This is a genomic window from Mojavia sp., assembly GCF_059505145.1.
The window spans coordinates 352,288-367,246 of sequence record NZ_JCACKA010000063.1; the positions used below are offsets into that span (position 1 = coordinate 352,288).

At 41.6% G+C, this 14,959-nt stretch carries 17 protein-coding genes; 9 read left to right on the forward strand and 8 right to left on the reverse strand.

Annotation, left to right across the window (positions count from 1 at the left end):
* The first annotated feature begins 172 nt into the window (after positions 1-172).
* The 5 genes from AC5JL8_RS13850 (at position 173) to AC5JL8_RS13870 (ending at position 3,547) form a co-directional block, all read left to right on the forward strand.
* Positions 173-370, forward strand: a complete 198-nt coding sequence (locus tag AC5JL8_RS13850; RefSeq protein WP_495880344.1) for a hypothetical protein — start codon at positions 173-175, stop codon at positions 368-370.
* Between the two features lie 163 nt (positions 371-533).
* Positions 534-791, forward strand: coding sequence for a cytotoxic translational repressor of toxin-antitoxin stability system (locus AC5JL8_RS13855; RefSeq protein WP_495880345.1), 258 nt, complete (start codon positions 534-536; stop codon positions 789-791).
* Positions 792-895: 104 nt separating this feature from the next.
* Complete coding sequence (locus AC5JL8_RS13860) at positions 896-2,482, forward strand: glucose-6-phosphate isomerase (protein WP_495880346.1); 1,587 nt, start codon at positions 896-898, stop codon at positions 2,480-2,482.
* A 388-nt stretch (positions 2,483-2,870) separates the two neighbouring features.
* The gene (locus tag AC5JL8_RS13865; RefSeq protein ID WP_495880347.1) at positions 2,871-3,188 is read left to right on the forward strand and encodes a hypothetical protein; all 318 of its coding nucleotides are present in this window, start codon (positions 2,871-2,873) and stop codon (positions 3,186-3,188) included.
* Positions 3,185-3,547 carry an aspartyl protease gene (locus tag AC5JL8_RS13870; RefSeq protein WP_495880348.1) on the forward strand — a complete coding sequence of 121 codons (363 nt, stop codon included), beginning with the start codon at positions 3,185-3,187 and terminating at the stop codon, positions 3,545-3,547. Before AC5JL8_RS13865 ends, AC5JL8_RS13870 begins: the two co-directional genes overlap by 4 nt.
* Positions 3,548-3,627: 80 nt before the next feature.
* Here AC5JL8_RS13870 and AC5JL8_RS13875 read toward each other — a convergent pair whose 3' ends face one another.
* Genes AC5JL8_RS13875 through AC5JL8_RS13885 form a run of 3 tightly spaced genes read right to left on the reverse strand, consistent with a single transcriptional unit; the run spans position 3,628 to position 7,729 of the window.
* Positions 3,628-5,109: a DUF1802 family protein gene (locus AC5JL8_RS13875; RefSeq protein WP_495880349.1), complete on the reverse strand. Its 1,482-nt coding sequence runs from the start codon at positions 5,107-5,109 to the stop codon at positions 3,628-3,630.
* Between the two features lie 29 nt (positions 5,110-5,138).
* Complete coding sequence (locus AC5JL8_RS13880) at positions 5,139-7,022, reverse strand: hypothetical protein (RefSeq protein ID WP_495880350.1); 1,884 nt, start codon at positions 7,020-7,022, stop codon at positions 5,139-5,141.
* Positions 7,023-7,060: 38 nt separating this feature from the next.
* Positions 7,061-7,729 (reverse strand): hypothetical protein, encoded by a 669-nt coding sequence (locus AC5JL8_RS13885; protein WP_495880351.1) that lies wholly within the window; start codon positions 7,727-7,729, stop codon positions 7,061-7,063.
* A gap of 679 nt (positions 7,730-8,408) precedes the next feature.
* Here AC5JL8_RS13885 and AC5JL8_RS13890 point away from each other — a divergent pair.
* Together AC5JL8_RS13890 and AC5JL8_RS13895 are read left to right on the forward strand one after the other, a co-directional pair.
* Entirely contained in the window at positions 8,409-8,900 is a 492-nt protein-coding gene (locus AC5JL8_RS13890; RefSeq protein WP_495880352.1) for a hypothetical protein, read from the forward strand.
* 95 nt (positions 8,901-8,995) lie between these two features.
* Positions 8,996-9,376: a translation initiation factor gene (locus AC5JL8_RS13895; RefSeq protein WP_495880353.1), complete on the forward strand. Its 381-nt coding sequence runs from the start codon at positions 8,996-8,998 to the stop codon at positions 9,374-9,376.
* A gap of 139 nt (positions 9,377-9,515) precedes the next feature.
* Here the strand turns inward: AC5JL8_RS13895 and mdh are convergent, their stop codons facing one another.
* The 5 genes from mdh to AC5JL8_RS13920 form a co-directional block, all read right to left on the reverse strand.
* Positions 9,516-10,496, reverse strand: coding sequence for a malate dehydrogenase (mdh, locus tag AC5JL8_RS13900; RefSeq protein WP_495880354.1), 981 nt, complete (start codon positions 10,494-10,496; stop codon positions 9,516-9,518).
* Between the two features lie 26 nt (positions 10,497-10,522).
* Entirely contained in the window at positions 10,523-10,738 is a 216-nt protein-coding gene (locus AC5JL8_RS13905; protein WP_495880355.1) for an NAD(P)H-quinone oxidoreductase subunit O, read from the reverse strand.
* A gap of 109 nt (positions 10,739-10,847) precedes the next feature.
* A complete protein-coding gene (locus AC5JL8_RS13910; protein WP_495880356.1) occupies positions 10,848-11,837 on the reverse strand; it encodes a DNA-formamidopyrimidine glycosylase in 990 nt (329 codons plus the stop codon).
* A gap of 344 nt (positions 11,838-12,181) precedes the next feature.
* Entirely contained in the window at positions 12,182-12,394 is a 213-nt protein-coding gene (locus tag AC5JL8_RS13915) for a photosystem I reaction center subunit IV (protein ID WP_495880357.1), read from the reverse strand.
* A 301-nt stretch (positions 12,395-12,695) separates the two neighbouring features.
* Positions 12,696-13,280, reverse strand: coding sequence for a PAP/fibrillin family protein (locus tag AC5JL8_RS13920; RefSeq protein ID WP_495880358.1), 585 nt, complete (start codon positions 13,278-13,280; stop codon positions 12,696-12,698).
* A gap of 251 nt (positions 13,281-13,531) precedes the next feature.
* On the opposite strand from AC5JL8_RS13920, the gene AC5JL8_RS13925 reads away from it, so the two are divergent.
* Positions 13,532-13,771, forward strand: coding sequence for a DUF3134 domain-containing protein (locus tag AC5JL8_RS13925; RefSeq protein ID WP_495880359.1), 240 nt, complete (start codon positions 13,532-13,534; stop codon positions 13,769-13,771).
* A 79-nt stretch (positions 13,772-13,850) separates the two neighbouring features.
* On the forward strand, positions 13,851-14,948 hold the full coding sequence (mraY, locus tag AC5JL8_RS13930) for a phospho-N-acetylmuramoyl-pentapeptide-transferase (RefSeq protein WP_495880360.1): 1,098 nt from the start codon (positions 13,851-13,853) through the stop codon (positions 14,946-14,948).
* The last annotated feature ends 11 nt before the right edge of the window (positions 14,949-14,959 follow it).

Below are 14,959 nucleotides of genomic sequence, written 5' to 3' on the forward strand. Positions count from 1 at the left end.
TATTTGTATTCTTAATCTCCCCTATCCCTAGTCCCCAGCCCCCAGCCCCCAGCCCTCAATCCCCAATGCCCCAATCTCCCAGATTGTAGTGTAGAGGATCGTACCGTCTTGCAGTTAACCATTGCCAATTTTGTGGGCATACTATGGTTGGGTTACGGGTAATAAGTAACATATGAATTTACTGCGAACAAGAATCCATCACTTAATAGAGCAGTTATCCGATGAGGATCTGCAAGAAACTTGGAACGTTGTCCATAATTTGCATTGTGACTTTTATATGCTAAAAGCTATAGAACAAGTCAAGCGATCGCAACAACCGTGGGACATCTTAACCCAGGATGAAGCATTACGACTGTTAATGTTTTTCTAAATCACAAGTCTGTTTTAGCCAATGTAAGTAGCGGTCATGAACTGCATACTGAAGAGGACAAGAAGACAAGATGAAAGAACTATGAATATATCTTGCCCCTTCCAATTACCTCCATCCTCTGCCCAATGCCCAATGCCCTTAATTTTCCTTCAGGTGACGCCTAGTGATTCTGGAAGTGCGCTATGCCAGGTCTTTTTTATTAGACCTAAAGGATTTAGAACCATCTGCTTACGAGCGGGTGCATGATTTTGTCTTTACCGAGTTTGCCCACAGCTGGCAGATGCGTACTATCCCAGAACTGCGGCAACTTGATGATGATGGCATATTTCACCGTTTCACCGTAGATAATTATCTGATTGGGATTGAAGTTAGGGGTGAAATAGTAAAATTTTTGCGTGTCATACCTATGCCAGATGTCTAAGAGCAGGAATTAGTCAACACTTAAAACTGTATAAGGCAAAGCAGGGATCGCTACAACCTTACATTAAACTGGTTTTTGGAAAACACTTTACTTGAGATTTCCCTATGGATGCTAGGGCACTTTGGCAACGATACCAGAATTGGTTATATTTCCACGAGGGATTAGGGCTATACCTAGATGTGAGTCGGATGCGGTTTGATGATACCTTTGTGGAATCGTTGCGGCCGAAGTTTGACAAAGCGTTTGCGGATATGGCGGAACTGGAGAAAGGTGCGATCGCTAATCCCGACGAAAATCGCATGGTTGGACACTATTGGCTGCGAAATCCTGATTTAGCGCCAACTCCAGAACTCACACAAGAAATTGTCCAAACCTTAGAGCAAATCGAAGCCTTTGCTGATAAAGTTCAAACAGGTGCTATTCATCCTCCCAGAGCTAGCCGCTTCACTGATATCATCTCCATTGGCATTGGTGGTTCCGCCCTTGGCCCCCAATTCGTCGCTGAAGCGCTGTCTCCTGATTTCCCACCTCTAAAAATTCACTTTATCGACAATAGCGATCCCGCAGGTATTGATCGGATTCTCACTCATTTGCGTAACAGCCTCTCCAGCACTTTGGTATTGGTGATTTCCAAATCTGGCGGAACACCTGAACCCCGCAACGGCATGATTGAAGTCAAAAAAGCCTATGCTGGGCAGAATTTAGAATTTGCTCACTATGCCGTAGCCATTACTAGCGTGGATAGCTACCTAGATAAACTAGCACAAACCGAAGGCTGGTTAGCTAGATTCCCCATGTATGACTGGGTGGGAGGACGCACCTCAGAAATGTCTGCTGTCGGGTTAGTACCAGCAGCATTGCAGGGCATTGATGTTCGCGCCATGCTAGAGGGTGCAAAAGAAATGGATGATGCCACCCGCGTAGCTGATGTGAAAAATAATCCAGCAGCACTGCTAGCTTTGTCTTGGTACTTTGCTGGCAATGGCAAGGGTGAAAAAGACATGGTTGTTCTCCCGTACAAAGACAGCTTGCTTTTGTTTAGCCGCTATTTGCAACAGCTAGTAATGGAATCCTTGGGTAAGGAAAAAGACTTAGATGGTAAAACCGTCTATCAAGGTATTGCTGTTTATGGCAATAAAGGCTCAACAGATCAACACGCTTACGTACAGCAATTGCGCGAAGGTGTGCCAAATTTCTTTGCTACCTTAATCGAAGTTTTGGAAGATCGTAAAACTCCCTCCCCAGAAATCGATCCTGGAGTGACATCAGGTGATTATCTTTCTGGTTTTCTCCAAGGAACCCGACAAGCGCTTTACGAAAATCACCGCGATTCGATTACAGTTACTATTCCCCAAGTTAATGCCCGTACTGTAGGGGCGTTAATTGCTTTATATGAGCGTGCTGTTGGTTTGTATGCTAGTTTGGTGAACATCAACGCCTACCATCAACCAGGGGTAGAAGCTGGCAAAAAAGCCGCCGCCGCTATTCTCGACTTGCAAAAACGAGTAGTAGAAGTGCTGCAAAAAGAAAAATCTGAACTTTCTTTAGCTGAAGTCGCCGAAAAAGCAAACGCAGCCGATCAAATTGAGGCAATTTATAAAATTCTGCGTCATCTGCACGCCAATCATCGAGGTGTGATGTTGCATGGTAATCTTGCACAACCCAGCAGTTTAAAAGTTTCTGCCAGCTAACGGATATAGCTTTCACATCAATCGAAATCCGTTCTTGTACTGTTGCCAATGCAACAATTTTTTATGGTTAAGCATCCTGAGAATTGAAGTTTAGGCTTCTACTTTTAGGATGCTTAACTGTTAGTTTTTGTGCAGGAATTATTGCCTGGAGTTTCTTATTAAATTAATTCCAGCTATGGCGATCGCACTTTTGAAACGAACCGCAAAGTACACAAAGAGCGCAAAGTAAGAAATAAAATAAGTTAGCTATATTGGGTTAGTTGATACAAGGTTTTTAAAGTAAATGAAATACACAAGTAGGGGCACAACATTGTTGTGCCCTTACGATAATCTATAGCTGTAAGTGTAAAATGAAGTTAAAGCAGCAGTAATAATTGGGCTTAATAGTGTGACTCAATTTACACCAAAACAACCCGCACGTCGAGGGCGAATTTTTCCAGAACGGACTTTATCGCCAGAGGAACTTGCTAGACGCAAAGCTGAAGATGAAGCATTTGATCAGCGTTGTTGGGCAATTTTTGAGCGTGTACGTCCCGATTTGATTCACGAACACTATGGCTGGTATGTTGGCGTGGAGCCTGATAGTGGTGATTACTTCATTGATGCAGATAGAATGCAAGCTCACAAAAAAGTTCTTGAGAAATACCCTAATAGAGACCATTTTGTATATTGCCTGAATGAGACAGGAACTACTGGCAGAATATGATTCAGGGAATTTTTGATAGTGAGGGGCAGCTATTTTTTGAAATAAATTTGATTACTAGTGATGGACTAAATCTGCCTGTAGATGCCATGTTAGATACTGGTTTTACAGGCTTTTTAGCTATGAATAAACAAGACATAAATGATCTAAATTGGCTTTACGTTGGTAAAGAACGTTTGCGAACTGCACAGGGAGAAACAAAATTTTTAATTTATTCGGGTTCGGTACTCTTGGATGGACAAGAGTATCAAATTCCTGTTTATGCAGGGGATGAAATTACAGAGGTATTGTTAGGTTCAGAGTGGTTGAAGATTTTGCCGTTAGTAGTCAATTATCAGGTTGGGATATTGACACTGGGATAAAAGCGATGTCTACGACGAGCTACGCCTACGCACTTTTGAAACGAACCGCAAAGGACGCAAAGTACACGAAGGAAAGAGAACTAAAGGGGTAAGTCGCGTAGGTAATAAAAGTGATCGCTCTTCCAATCACTACCTTTTTCTCGTCCTAAATAGCCTGTCAAGGGTGATGATAGTTCAATAACTAACTCTCGAACTGTCTCATCAGTGTGCTTAGGGTTGTGCTTTGCATTGTAATGAGCGCGAATTTCTGTCACTGTAAAACACTGATGCGTAGCCTTTGAACTTTCGTCATCTTGCTCAGAAAGTTCTTTTACTGTTTTGATGATCTGCGATCGCAAGCTCATTTGTTTATAAACTTGGTCAATATATTTTTCAACTTCGTTATCACATTGACCAGCTTTTAGGTATTCTTTTAACTTAAATAAATCTATTGAATTTCGATAATTACTTTGTAACTTGACCAGTTTCTCTAGCGTTGCTGGGTTAATAATAGCCATATCTTGTACTTTCGCTGCATCTTGAAGTTGAGTTGTTGGTTGACCAGGGCCAATAATTAATTTAGTGGCTTGCTTAAATAATTCTTGACTTTTCAGGCGTAGTGTTCCCAAATTTAATAGTTGTACAGCAGTATCATTGGGAATTTTTTTACCAGCTTTGCATTCTCCAACAAGTGGATATGGTTGTGAACAGAATAAATCTACACCACCAGCACCACCTTTATGGAAATAATCAATGGTAAACCCTAAAAACTCAAGGCTCTTGCGAACTATATTTTCAAAATCTGTCCCAGCTTGATAATTACTTTTTCCCTCGTCTTCTTGTTGACTGCGATTACCCAAAGCTGCAATCTTATTGATCCAAGCTAAATCTGCATCAGGTTGCTTAATCGACTTGTCACTACTCAAACCCAAAAATATATTAATATCATTATTTAATTGTTGTGCGATTGGGTTGGTTGTGGCTAGTTGTGCTAATGCACTTTGTAATTCTTCCCATTCAGGATGCAGTTGCGGTTCTAACTTTTCTAATTGGCGTTTGCGTTGAGCGAATATTTGGTCACTTAATACGGGTTTCTCTTCAGAACCATTGATATTAGATAAACTAACAAATTTACCTAATTTTTCTTCTATGTTTACATTAACTGGAACTTCACATAACTGAGGTAAGTGATAAACGCGCAAGTAAGCCAGAAAAATGTTCTGCTGTTTCTGTAATATTGCCTCAAATGCTTCTGGTGTCCAGATTGTTAACTGAGACAAAACATCTAAAGGTTTAGTATGATCTAAAATTTGGCAAAGTTCACATCTTGCCCAAGCTTTAATTGCAACTGTCTCAGAATTAATTTGTTTGATAGCAGTTTGAGCAATGGACAAAAAATTTGTGCGGTAATATTGCTCAATTGAAAGCTGATTTGCTGAAGTGTCAAGGGGATAAAGTGCAAACCTTTGCCCAGGACGAAGAAACATCTTAGGTAAAGCTGCAATTGTTCGCCCCTGTATTAAGACTTCAATATCAGGGGCGGGTAGACACAGCGCTGTTGGTAGTGAAAACAGCTGATTCATTTATAATTAGCTATAGATTACGGTTAATATTACTCAGCATTAGCAATAGGCTGAGGAATAGCGATAGGAAATTCATTATCAACCCAATGCTCATAAGAAGGAGGACTAATAATTTCTCGAACAAGAGGATTATTTATTGCTATTTTTTTATCCCTCATAAAGTCTAAAACCTGATCCTGAAACTCTATAATCTCTTTTTCGCCTGTGATACCGTAATCTTCACTACCCCAGTAAACGGATAAGATCGCTAAAAGAGGTAGAATATCTTCGCTTTGTAATGCTACCCACTTTCCGCCCTTTTTTTTGTCCAATAGTAATCTCAATTTCTCTTTAGCTACTGTTGCACCTGAACTAATAATATTTGAGCGAACTAAGCAACCACGAGTTAAGTTAAATGTTTCGTATTCAATTAGTCGTTTCAATGCAGCAGTTACATTTGCGCCATCTTGCTGAACTACATCTACTCCAATCCTCTCTTTTTTCTTTTTACCAGGAATTTTGCAAATAATTTTAAAATCCATAAAACCATTATTTGCTGCGCTAGGCTCTACTTCTTCAAGTGATTCAATAGTTACTCCCTCTACAGTTTCTCCAATTAAGCTATAGATAGAAAGCCGAAGAGCGTTGGAAATTGTTGCCTCATCTTCTAAAAGTTCATTCATAGCTTCATTCACATACGCTAACTCTTGTTGGTAGTATGTTTCAACCTGTGATCGTGGAGGAGGAGGTGGTGGAGGTGGTGGTGGGTTATTATGAAAATTTTCTGCACACCAATTTAAAACTACTCTAATAGTAGGTTTACCTTTTCCAAAGTCTCTAAGTTTATTTTCATCAAATGGGTAGAGAGGATGAGGCAAATTTTGTTGATTTTCTTGATAAAAATCTTCTAGCCATTTTTGAACGAGAGCAATAATATCATCAGAGTTAAGATATTTTAATTCAATTGGTTGCCTATCAGCTTGTTCACTTACTAATCTGTCAATGGCTGCTTCAGCTTGTGGCAAAAATCTGATTTGATCATTCCAAGTTTCAGGATACATTGCCAGTAGGAAAACACCTCGTTTGAGATTGTTATATAAATCTTTAACCAAGCTGCCAATAACTTGTGCTGTTGTTAAACCATTTTCTGCAACGTCTGCATTATCTAATTCATCAAAGCAAATAACTGGAATTTTATAATGGCTAGCAATATCTAGAATCTGGCGAACATTGCGTAAAGATTCAGTTTCTATATCCTCTTGTTTTGGATTTGGCAATCCCATTACTTCAGCTTCCGCCTGTGTTATTTCTAAACCTGATAACCAGCGATTTGCATAATTAACATGGGCTGGAGAAAACGTCCATAAAATTGCTTGAACGATATAAGGATTGCTAATTTCAGGTACTATTGGCTGAACAAGTTTTGTCAATTGTTCAACGAATTTAGTTGAGTATTTATTTAACCACAGTGGATATTGACTAATATAATGTTGTGGTGTGTAGTTCCATTGCTTTGCTTCGTTAATTAAAGCCGTTGCAATTTCTTGCCACTGCATCACTTTTTGACTACCATTTGCTCTAAGGCTAGAGGTAACACTCTGCAAAAATTCATACTTAATTTTATTTAAGTTGTCATATTTACCCATGTAAATAAATAAGCTACTATCTTTTGCCTGCAAACGATGACGAATTCGACTAATAATATGGCTTTTACCTAGCCCTTTTTCTGCTGTAATCGTGATACCTACGGTTGTACGCTGCCCTTTAATTATTTTTTCAACTGCATCAAATACTGCATTAGAAGCATGAGCATTAATTGAGGGTACATCAGGAAAACTTTTACCCCATATTTGCTGCGGTTTGACAATAAGATGCCCTGCAAATGGGTTTTCTTTTTTAATCAGTTCATCAATGGTAGATATATTAGCAATCATAATGGGGTAAGTTTAATAAGTTAAAAATCGAAGAAAGTTTATGGTTTCAGACGCTTGGTGTAGCAGCGTAATCCATTAAGTTCTGTACTAATGGAATCTTCTATTTTGTTGCGTGCATTGTCTTCTACAGTTCCACCTTGTAGCTGCAAAATATCATCAGCTTGCATTTCCAGCAGCCAATCATTAAATTGTGTACGACTCACACGATCGCCTATTTCTCTTCTAATCCTGTAAATGGGCACTAGGTGATTAAAGTTGTATTCATAGTTCAACTTGTCATAAACTTGCAACGACACTGACTTAAACTCGTCGTAAGATGCGATCGCACTTTTCCCGTTACCTAATGCAGATGTACTAGCTACTGCAACATCGATCTGACTAATCCACCGCACCAACGCATTAGCCGCCCAAGTACCAACAATCGTCCCTTCAAATTTAAAATCGCTACTCTTCAAACCCTCACCCAATACCTCTAAACCCTTGGGAGATGCTAAAGAGTATCCCTTTTTGGAGATTGCGATCGCTCCCTGTTTTTGCAATTCCTCAAATAACCCCTGATACTCTTTTACTTTCTTGCCTTTGGGTACAATTCTCTTATTGACTAGACCTTTTGTTACTTCTTGCTGCATTCCTCCCAAATCCCATAAAGCCAGAAGGAGGCGAGTTTTAGTTTGGGTAGGCTGTAAACTATTTTTGGTTGAACCCATTAGTATGTATCCAAATTGACCGGGTTCTATTATGTTAGTTTGATTTTTTTTACGATGCCAGCCTAAGTAATAGAGAAATATTTGCTATTTAATCAACAAACTTGCTAAATCTATCCCTTAAAAAAGGATACTCTGAAGATATACTTACTTAAATAATAAGTATAAATATTACAGTTAATTTTTTGCGTAAATCTTCTGAATAGCTTGTGACAACTAAGTACCAGAAGCAGCATTTCGCGAAGTTAACGTTTCACCGACAAGATATCCTGCGATCGCTCTGTATTGCTACGCATACATGGACTTATAATTCCCACTTTTCTAGCATTCGCTCAGTCAGCTTTAGAAGACTTTCGCTATTAGCCTTGGAATTCCATTCCGAGGCGGGATAGCAACGAAGCAAGGATTTATCAGGTATGGATAAGGACAAGTCTTCTGGAGTAAGGGCATTTTGGCAGAGGTAGTTGATTCACAACATATTTCTATTGGATGAATACCGTTTCTTTCAAAGGCAGGATGGAATACTTGCGAAACTGAAGCATCATAAAAAGTGAAACGCTTTACTTGTGCTGTTGTGAATGAGTGGTCAATGTTTTTTAAGACCAGGAGAAACAATCGGAATTTTAATTCTGTTTTTGCAACAGCACAGCTTTTAGCAAATGCAGGGTAATAACAAAATACGATGAACACAACATACAAAGAGCGTAAATTCGTTTCGCGCCTTTTGGCGGTTTTTCTGTCGGCATTGCTAGTAGTACCATTGCTAACCAGCTGTGGAGGTTCTCGGAATGCTTCAGTACCACCACCAGTTGATGACACTGTTGGTAGAACGGTAAGCGATCGCAACACTACAAACCAACCCCAGGCTAAGAAAGGATTAGGTACAGGACAGAAAGTAGCGATATTGGCAGGAGCCGCAGCACTTTACTATCTCTACAACCAGCATAAGAATGCTCAACAAGAAGGAGCGCAGGGCAAATACTACCTTTCTAAAAACGGGCGTGTATACTACCGCGATGCTCAACACCGCGCTCATTGGGTAACTCCACCACCAGAAGGAATTCAAGTCCCTGAATCTGAAGCGCAAAAGTATCGGGAATTCCAAGGATATAACAGGCGTTCTACAGGACGGGATTTAAGTGGTCTCACTGCAACTGAAGCGCCAGCACTTTAGGTTAACTCAGACGTGTGTGTAAATTAAAGCGGTTTTCCAGAAGATAACGCCTATCGCGCACGTGGGATACACGAAATCAATTTAGGAGATATATCATGGTTGATGATTTTTTCCGTAAGGCGAAGGATCTTATCTTAGGGAATAACGACTCAGAGTCCGAATACCGCGATCGCCAAGTACGTCCAGCCAGCGAAGACCCCTACGGTGACCCCGCAGACGAGGATTATTACAGCAACGCCATCCCCGCTAGTCAAGACCCTTACGGCGACCCCGCAGACCAAGATTATTACGCCAATGCCATTCCTGCTAGCCAAGACCCTTACGGTGACCCCGCAGACCAAGATTATTACGCCAATGCCATTCCTGCTAGCCAAGACCCCTACGGTGACCCCGCAGACCAGGATTATTTCGGCAATGTCCGTCCAGCCAGCGAAGACCCCTACGGTGACCCCGCAGATCAGGAATACCGCTCTTAGAGCAAACTAATATTTAGTGTTGCTTTTGATGCAGCAGTAATTTTTGGCAAAAGCTCAACTTAGTGGAATAGCAAAAAAGGCAGTGCCAGTTGCGGCTACTGCCTTTTGTTTTTAAAACAATTTTAAGATTGCAGAAAACTTATGTGGTAACACCAGCTAATATTTCCTGCGCTCGGTCAATATTTTGACGTACTGCTTGAGCAGAACTATGTAAAGCAGCTAGTTCTTCATCGGTGAGATTCAATTCCAATACATTTTCAATTCCGCCGCAACCCAATCGGCAGGGAACGCCAATCATAATATCATTTAAACCATATTCACCTTGAAGATAAGCCGCCACAGGCAACAAGCGCGACTGATTCAGCAAAATCGATTCCACCATTACAGAGGTAGCAGAAGCGGGAGCAAAAAAAGCACCACCTGTCTGCATCAATTCCACAATTTCTGCACCACCGTTACGGGTTCTTTCTACTAAGCGTTCAATGGTGTCTGCATCCAACAATTCTGTAATCGGAATGCCGTTGACATTAGCATAACGAGGCAAAGGAACCATTAAATCTCCGTGGCTACCCAGTACCATCGCTTTGACATCGGCAGGTAAAACCCCCAATTCTAAAGCAATAAAAGTTTCAAATCGTGCAGAATCTAACACGCCAGCCATACCCATAATGCGATCGCGTGGTAAACCAGTGGCTTGCCAAGCTAAATAAGTCATTACATCTAAGGGATTGGTGACGATAATAAAAATAGCATTAGGAGAGTAGGCGATCGCATTTTTGGCAGCTTCCACCACAATCTTGGCATTGGTTTTGAGTAAGTCATCTCGACTCATACCTGGTTTGCGGGGAAGACCTGCCGTAATCACCACTATTTCAGAACCAGATGTATCAGCATAATCTTTAGTGCCGATAATCCGACGATTATGTAGTTCAATTCCCCTAGCCTCCATCAAGTCCAGTGCCAATCCTTGAGGCATTCCCTCGATGATATCCAACAACACTACATCTGCCAGATTTTTCTCGGCAATACGTTGAGCTAGAGTGCTGCCAACTCTACCTGCACCAATGATAGTGACACGAGGGAGATGACAGAGAAATGAGGAGTCAGCAGAAAAAGACATAAACTTAGAGTGGGGAGTTTCAACTGTTATTTAAATTCTTCTAGTTGATCTAGTCGTAACCAAATGTTAGGTGTTGATACTTGCCCAAACTTAACAAGGGCATAATCACCTTTAAGGTCTACAACTTCGCCTTTAGTTTCAAACAAGTAAGAAGGAAAGCGAGAATCACTAGCTTTTGCTTCTAAACTGTTTTCCAACTTTTCGCGGACAGCGCGAACCATATCCCCTCTTTTGACTGCCATAAGCTTTTTACCAAGTTTATAGATTGTTTTATACAGGATTTTAGCTTGCGCCAAGGGGTAAAAGCACAAACCTACTATTGGTATTTTTGCCTCTTAGCGCTGAACTACACTAATGTTGGCACTGGGGACAAAAATGGCTGGATCTGCCAGCTAACCTAGTTCGCTGTATTAAACTACTACAAACTCGACAGGGTTCTCCGGTACGGTTGTATACCAAGGCTACACCACCATAGTTACCGTTAATGCCCTTGACATTCAGGAAATTACTAAAGGTCGTGCCGCCAGCTTCTATACTAGCTTCTAATACTTGAATAATGGCAATACGTAAACGTTCTATTTGCTCTCGCTGCAAATTTGTACACAGAGTTTCTGGTAAAATTCCACTCTTAAAAAGTGCTTCATCAGCATAGATATTACCTAATCCCGCCACCACTGACTGATCGAGTAAAGCTGTTTTGGTCGGACGGCGGCGGTTTTGCAGCTTTTGAGCTAAATACTCAACTGTGAATTCTGGCGAAAATGGGTCTACTGCAAGTTTTGCTAAACCAGTAATCACACTTTCAATCGCAACTTCTGGCGGAACCCACCACATTTGCCCAAAGGTGCGTTGATCAACAAAACGTAATTCTTGCTGATTACCAAAGAACAATCTTACCCTTGTGTGCTTGTGTAATGGTTCATCTCGATGCAGCCACAACAGTTGACCAGTCATCCGCAGATGTACCCCTAGCCAGCCAGCGCCAGTGGAGTGCAGGGGCGATGCAACAAAGATAGTCTTATTATCCCCTTGTCCCCTTGTCCCCTTGACCCCTTGTCCCCTTGTCCCTTTGTTTCCTTGTCCCCTTGTCCCTTTGTTTCCTTGTCCCCGTGTCCCCTTGTCCTCTTCGGTGCAAGATGGAGACAATTGAGCGAGGAGATACTTACCACGGCGATACCAAGCCGCAATAGAACTCCCCTTAATTCCATGAATAAAATCAGCAGCAGAAAACGGGTAGGCGATGGTGCGATCAAGCAACACATCTCCACCCGTAATTTCTTGGTTGAGGGTCAATTGATTTAGACCCCTTCGGACTGTTTCTACTTCAGGCAGTTCAGGCATTCAAGCTGAGTAAAAGGGACTGGGGATTAGGGATTGGGGATTGGGTAAGAGCGCGGAAAAATTATCGAAGGGGCTTTGACCCCTCCCAAATTTGGGAATGTTTTCCCAGTCCCCAGTGCCCAGTACCCAATCCCTGAGCGGCCTTCCTCCCGCCAAAGTCCCTTCGGTATAGCGGGGGACTACTCGCCGCGACTAATTGAGCAAGCAATTTGATTATTTGGGGATTTAGGGAGAAGAAAGGGGAAGGATGAAGAATAAAGTTAATAAAAATCTTATGCTTCAAACTTCATACTTTACCTTATGTTCATCATCCCATTAAAACAATCCCCTTATAGCTTGAGTGCTTACTTTTTGGCCTTAGCCGCTGGAGGTGCAACCTCTATTAATTCTTCTGGGGCATAGTTGTTAGTGTTGATGCCTGCGTAATTTACGTTTTCAAACCGGACAATCACTGAATACTTGATACCGCTTTGGTCAATAGACGCCACGGTTCCTGTATCCTGAAACCAAAAGGATTCAGGTCGGAGAATACGTACTTTAGATCCACGTTGAACCATGAGTTTCTTCCCTTTTAGTTATCAATCGCCAATATATAAGGCTAATTGATTTCACTCTACAACCTGAAGGACTCCGCTTGGTTCATTGTTAAGTTATTTGTCCTGCTGGCAACTTGGGGGTTATTTAGTTGGAATTTATTTTCTGGATTTCGCCTGTTTGCTTAAGTGCTGTAGCTTCTGTGATCCCCATCTCACTAACTCCCTACTTGTAAGATTTTATCTCTAAGAATGGGAGAAAACCGTATTGACAAAGACCATGCGATCGCTTAATTTCATTCGCAGATACAACTTGATAAAAACTTCATACCTTGCTCAAAACAAACACACTACCCTCGTTACCTCTACCAATTCGCAGTTCGTTATCTATATAAGTGATATCCAACCAGCCTTGTTGCTTATCGCTGTTGAGGGGCGTATCAATTGCCATGAACTTGTCACCAGCTTCAATTTGTTGGATAAAATTTTCTGGAGAATTGTAGCCCAATAACCGTTGCCAACCGACGATAGTTCGATTAAATTTGACTAGGACGCGACGACCTGAGACTGGCTCGAAGTTGGCAGCAACGCTGACCAATCCTTCAAGATAAGGTAAGCCATAAATCTCGGCTATATTGTAAACGCTTGTAGTTTCTACGCGAATACACTGATAAATTTGCCCCAGTTTGCAAAAAGGTAATCGATCCAGATTTAATAGACCCTTGCTTGTAGTGTATAGTAATCGCCAATCGCCATTGAGCAAATCGGTAGCTTCTACCGGACGTGGTGTAGGATTCAGGTCTTCTAAAGTAGCGATCGCTGCTAAGATAGCCTGTTTCTGTTTCTCACTAGCCAGTAAACCGCGATTTGTAGGGGCGATCGCATCCAAAAGAGCCGCTTTTCCGATCATCGCTTGTAACCTCAAAAATCATCAGGATGAAATTGATATTGAACATATATAAATGTCAAATGTGTAGAGCCTAACTTGATCATTATTGATAACTTGTCATCTGCCATAAGTAGTTTAAATAAATAACTTTTGCCAGATGGCGGATTGCTCAACTAAAGAGTTGAATGAATAACTAAATTATCTCTTATCCAGTGATAGACTCTTAATGTCTATCTATCTAGTTACTTGAAAGTTCTCGTTTCTTGGGCGATATGTTGAATTCTCCATTACGTGAAGAACCCCGCAACCAGCGCGCTGCTGTTATTCCATTAAAACAAGAGACTTCCCTAATAGACTGGTTACAAACCAGCGGTCGGATCATAGCGCGTGACGTTCATGAACCTGATTTTCTAAATGAAGAAGAAGAAATATCAGAGTTTCTGGGTGGAGAAGACGGTATCGGCGATTATGACCTTGATGACGACGACGATATAGCTATCGCTGAAGATTAGCCTGTTCAAGCAGGGGACTTCGTAGTATGTATCGTCCCTATTGTTCAGTTATGTAAGTGTGGAGTGAAGGGAAATTTCCGTGGACGCTAAATTATCTCCTGACCAAGGATTAAACTTTTCTGGGATCGGTCTTGCTTCTTGCTTGGCACTAGGGCTAGGCTCGGCAGCAGTGGCTTTGGATTGGATGAGTAATAGGTTACCTTGGCAGGGTATGTCTCTGACCCTGCCACTATTGTTGTGTGCTGTAAGTTCGGCGGCTATGGGCTTCTGGGTTATCCCGTTGTTACAAGCACTCAAAACTGGGCAAATAATTCGTGAAGATGGCCCGCAAGCCCATCTGAAAAAAGCAGGTACACCAACAATGGGGGGTATCTTCTTTATCCCTGTAGCAGTGGTTCTGGCTTGCGTATTGTCTAATTTTGGTAAAGAAGTGCTGGCGGTTTCCGCATTGACACTTAGTTACGGTTTTATTGGCTGGCTGGACGATTGGCAAATTCTGCGCCGCAAGTCAAATAAAGGTATCTCTCCCCAGATGAAACTAGCTTTGCAAATCGGTTTTGCAGCAGTGTTTTGTCTGTGGCTGATGTTTAATCAACCTTCTAATATCACAAATATTGCTTTGCCCTTGGTAGGTTTTTCGATTCCTTTAGGTTTTCTATTCTGGCCTTTGGCTGGCTTTGCTTTAGTTGCAGAAAGCAATGCGACAAATTTAACTGATGGCATTGATGGTTTGGCAGGAGGAACCGTAGCGATCGCTTTACTTGCACTTGGTGCTTTGATCGCCCCTACTTCACCAGAATTGATGATTTTCTGTGCTTCTTTAAGTGGCGGTTGCTTGGGTTTCTTAGCCCATAACCGCAACCCAGCCCGTGTTTTTATGGGAGATACCGGTTCCTTGGCTTTGGGTGGTGCTTTAGCTGCCGTGGCATTATTAACTAACAGCTTAGTAATTCTGTTCGTTCTCAGCGGTATCTTCTTCGTTGAAACCCTGTCTGTAATGGCACAGGTAACTTATTACAAAGCTACTAAAGGCCCCGATGGTAAAGGTAAGCGTCTGTTTAAAATGGCTCCCTTACATCATCATTTAGAACTCACTGGCTGGTCAGAACTACAAGTAGTCTCCGTATTTTATATAATTGCTGCTCTGTTGGCTGCCATCTCTATGGTGATGCATTAATTCTGATTTAG

What these genes read in the sequence shown, in the direction of transcription:
- AC5JL8_RS13870 (WP_495880348.1), top strand. Translation starts at nt 3,185, where the DNA reads ATGATTCAGGGAATTTTTGATAGTGAGGGGCAGCTATTTTTTGAAATA.
- AC5JL8_RS13910 (WP_495880356.1), bottom strand. Translation starts at nt 11,837, where the DNA reads ATGCCTGAACTGCCTGAAGTAGAAACAGTCCGAAGGGGTCTAAATCAA.
- AC5JL8_RS13860 (WP_495880346.1), top strand. Translation starts at nt 896, where the DNA reads ATGGATGCTAGGGCACTTTGGCAACGATACCAGAATTGGTTATATTTC.
- mdh (WP_495880354.1), bottom strand. Translation starts at nt 10,496, where the DNA reads ATGTCTTTTTCTGCTGACTCCTCATTTCTCTGTCATCTCCCTCGTGTC.
- AC5JL8_RS13875 (WP_495880349.1), bottom strand. Translation starts at nt 5,109, where the DNA reads ATGAATCAGCTGTTTTCACTACCAACAGCGCTGTGTCTACCCGCCCCT.
- AC5JL8_RS13920 (WP_495880358.1), bottom strand. Translation starts at nt 13,280, where the DNA reads ATGATCGGAAAAGCGGCTCTTTTGGATGCGATCGCCCCTACAAATCGC.
- AC5JL8_RS13890 (WP_495880352.1), top strand. Translation starts at nt 8,409, where the DNA reads ATGAACACAACATACAAAGAGCGTAAATTCGTTTCGCGCCTTTTGGCG.
- AC5JL8_RS13915 (WP_495880357.1), bottom strand. Translation starts at nt 12,394, where the DNA reads ATGGTTCAACGTGGATCTAAAGTACGTATTCTCCGACCTGAATCCTTT.
- AC5JL8_RS13925 (WP_495880359.1), top strand. Translation starts at nt 13,532, where the DNA reads ATGTTGAATTCTCCATTACGTGAAGAACCCCGCAACCAGCGCGCTGCT.
- AC5JL8_RS13850 (WP_495880344.1), top strand. Translation starts at nt 173, where the DNA reads ATGAATTTACTGCGAACAAGAATCCATCACTTAATAGAGCAGTTATCC.
- AC5JL8_RS13880 (WP_495880350.1), bottom strand. Translation starts at nt 7,022, where the DNA reads ATGATTGCTAATATATCTACCATTGATGAACTGATTAAAAAAGAAAAC.
- AC5JL8_RS13905 (WP_495880355.1), bottom strand. Translation starts at nt 10,738, where the DNA reads ATGGCAGTCAAAAGAGGGGATATGGTTCGCGCTGTCCGCGAAAAGTTG.
- AC5JL8_RS13895 (WP_495880353.1), top strand. Translation starts at nt 8,996, where the DNA reads ATGGTTGATGATTTTTTCCGTAAGGCGAAGGATCTTATCTTAGGGAAT.
- AC5JL8_RS13885 (WP_495880351.1), bottom strand. Translation starts at nt 7,729, where the DNA reads ATGGGTTCAACCAAAAATAGTTTACAGCCTACCCAAACTAAAACTCGC.